The sequence below is a fragment of the Bacillus sp. SH5-2 genome (assembly GCF_008368905.1).
Lineage (GTDB): Bacteria > Bacillota > Bacilli > Bacillales > Bacillaceae_G > Bacillus_A > Bacillus_A luti.
This window is the reverse complement of record NZ_QOSD01000046.1, coordinates 1-1,291: the sequence shown is the minus strand read 5'-3', so window position 1 is coordinate 1,291 and position 1,291 is coordinate 1. Positions and strand designations below refer to the sequence as shown.

The window sequence follows — 1,291 nt, the reverse complement described above, 5'->3', positions numbered from 1 at the left end:
ATGAACACTCCCCCACTTAGCAAAGCTTGAAGTGGGGGTTTCTAACGTTTCGACCTAACGGACGATTAACGTCAGGGGAGTTAACACATTAGCGAGCTGTTTCACGCCTAACCCCTCTATCCCATTTGTCCATGCATTTGGGATTACTTTTCGTAAAATGTTAGCCGCAGCATTTACATCTGCATTAATTAAAGTTTTATTTGCTGAACGATATATGCCGCGCTTTATTCGTTTTCCTGAAAAAGTTGTATTTTGTTCATTTTCTCCATACGTTGGAATGAAGTCGTTATCCAGAAAACTTGCTTTCGATGTATATGATTCTTCAGTTACAACAACTTGAATGCCTACAGCATTTGCTTTGTATGTAATCATTTGAATCAGTAAACTATGTGGGATATGACAAAACGATTGGTTATTTCTTTTTCCCATATTCGTTTCTTGTTTCCAACTTTTGTTTTGACCAATAACGATTTTACAAACTTCTTCTTCTTGAGCTAGTTTTACGATATGGTGACTAACTTTATGGAAGACGTCTTTTATTTTCAAGTAACGTTTTTGATGAAGTTTTTCTATCCTTTTAGAAGTAAAAGGTCCTTCATTCGTTTGTTTTCCATTTCTAAGAATGCTTGTAAAATGACTCTTCATTTTGTTGTAATATTGATTTATGCTTTTGACATGTTTGCCCTTAACAAGGACAGGTTTCATACCTGTGTTTGTTACGATGGTTGCAAGGTTATCAATACCTAAATCAATACTCATATAACGAGCATTCTCTTCAATAATTTGTTGTTCAGAAGGAACATCAATTACCAATTCCACTACATATTCATTGTATTTTGGAATCACACGAACTTGTTTCAGTTTACCTTCAGTGAAACCTAGTTTCCCAATATTTAATTGCAATTTCGTCTTTGGAAACTTTAAAAATCTACCGTTTTTAATGATGCAATCTTGGTTTGTATACAGAATCTCTTTTTCAGAAGAACGAATATACTTTGGAATCCTAGGCGTTCCAGCATATTTGTTTGGATTCTTTTTATAGTCTTTTAAACTAGCAAAAAAAGATTTCCAATTTTGGAACAAACCTTTCATGATTGACTGGCTACATTGCGTAGGCAAAGCTCGATAATCATTTTGAATCATAACCTTAAATAGTGCATCTAGAAAGTTGTAATCTACATAAGGTTTTTCAAAATTAGGTTCTGAAAACAAATTACATTTAATCTCTTTCTGTTCTTCTTTAGGCTTTAATTTCTCTTTTTCCAATTTCTTCTGATAGGCAAGAAGTTGT

1 protein-coding gene is annotated in these 1,291 nt (G+C 33.5%); it reads right to left on the bottom strand.

The window, feature by feature from the left end; translation table 11 throughout:
• Positions 1–54: 54 nt before the first annotated feature.
• A partial coding sequence (locus DN410_RS27620; RefSeq protein WP_149178838.1) for an RNA-guided endonuclease InsQ/TnpB family protein occupies positions 55–1,291 on the bottom strand: 1,237 nt, incomplete at its 5' end.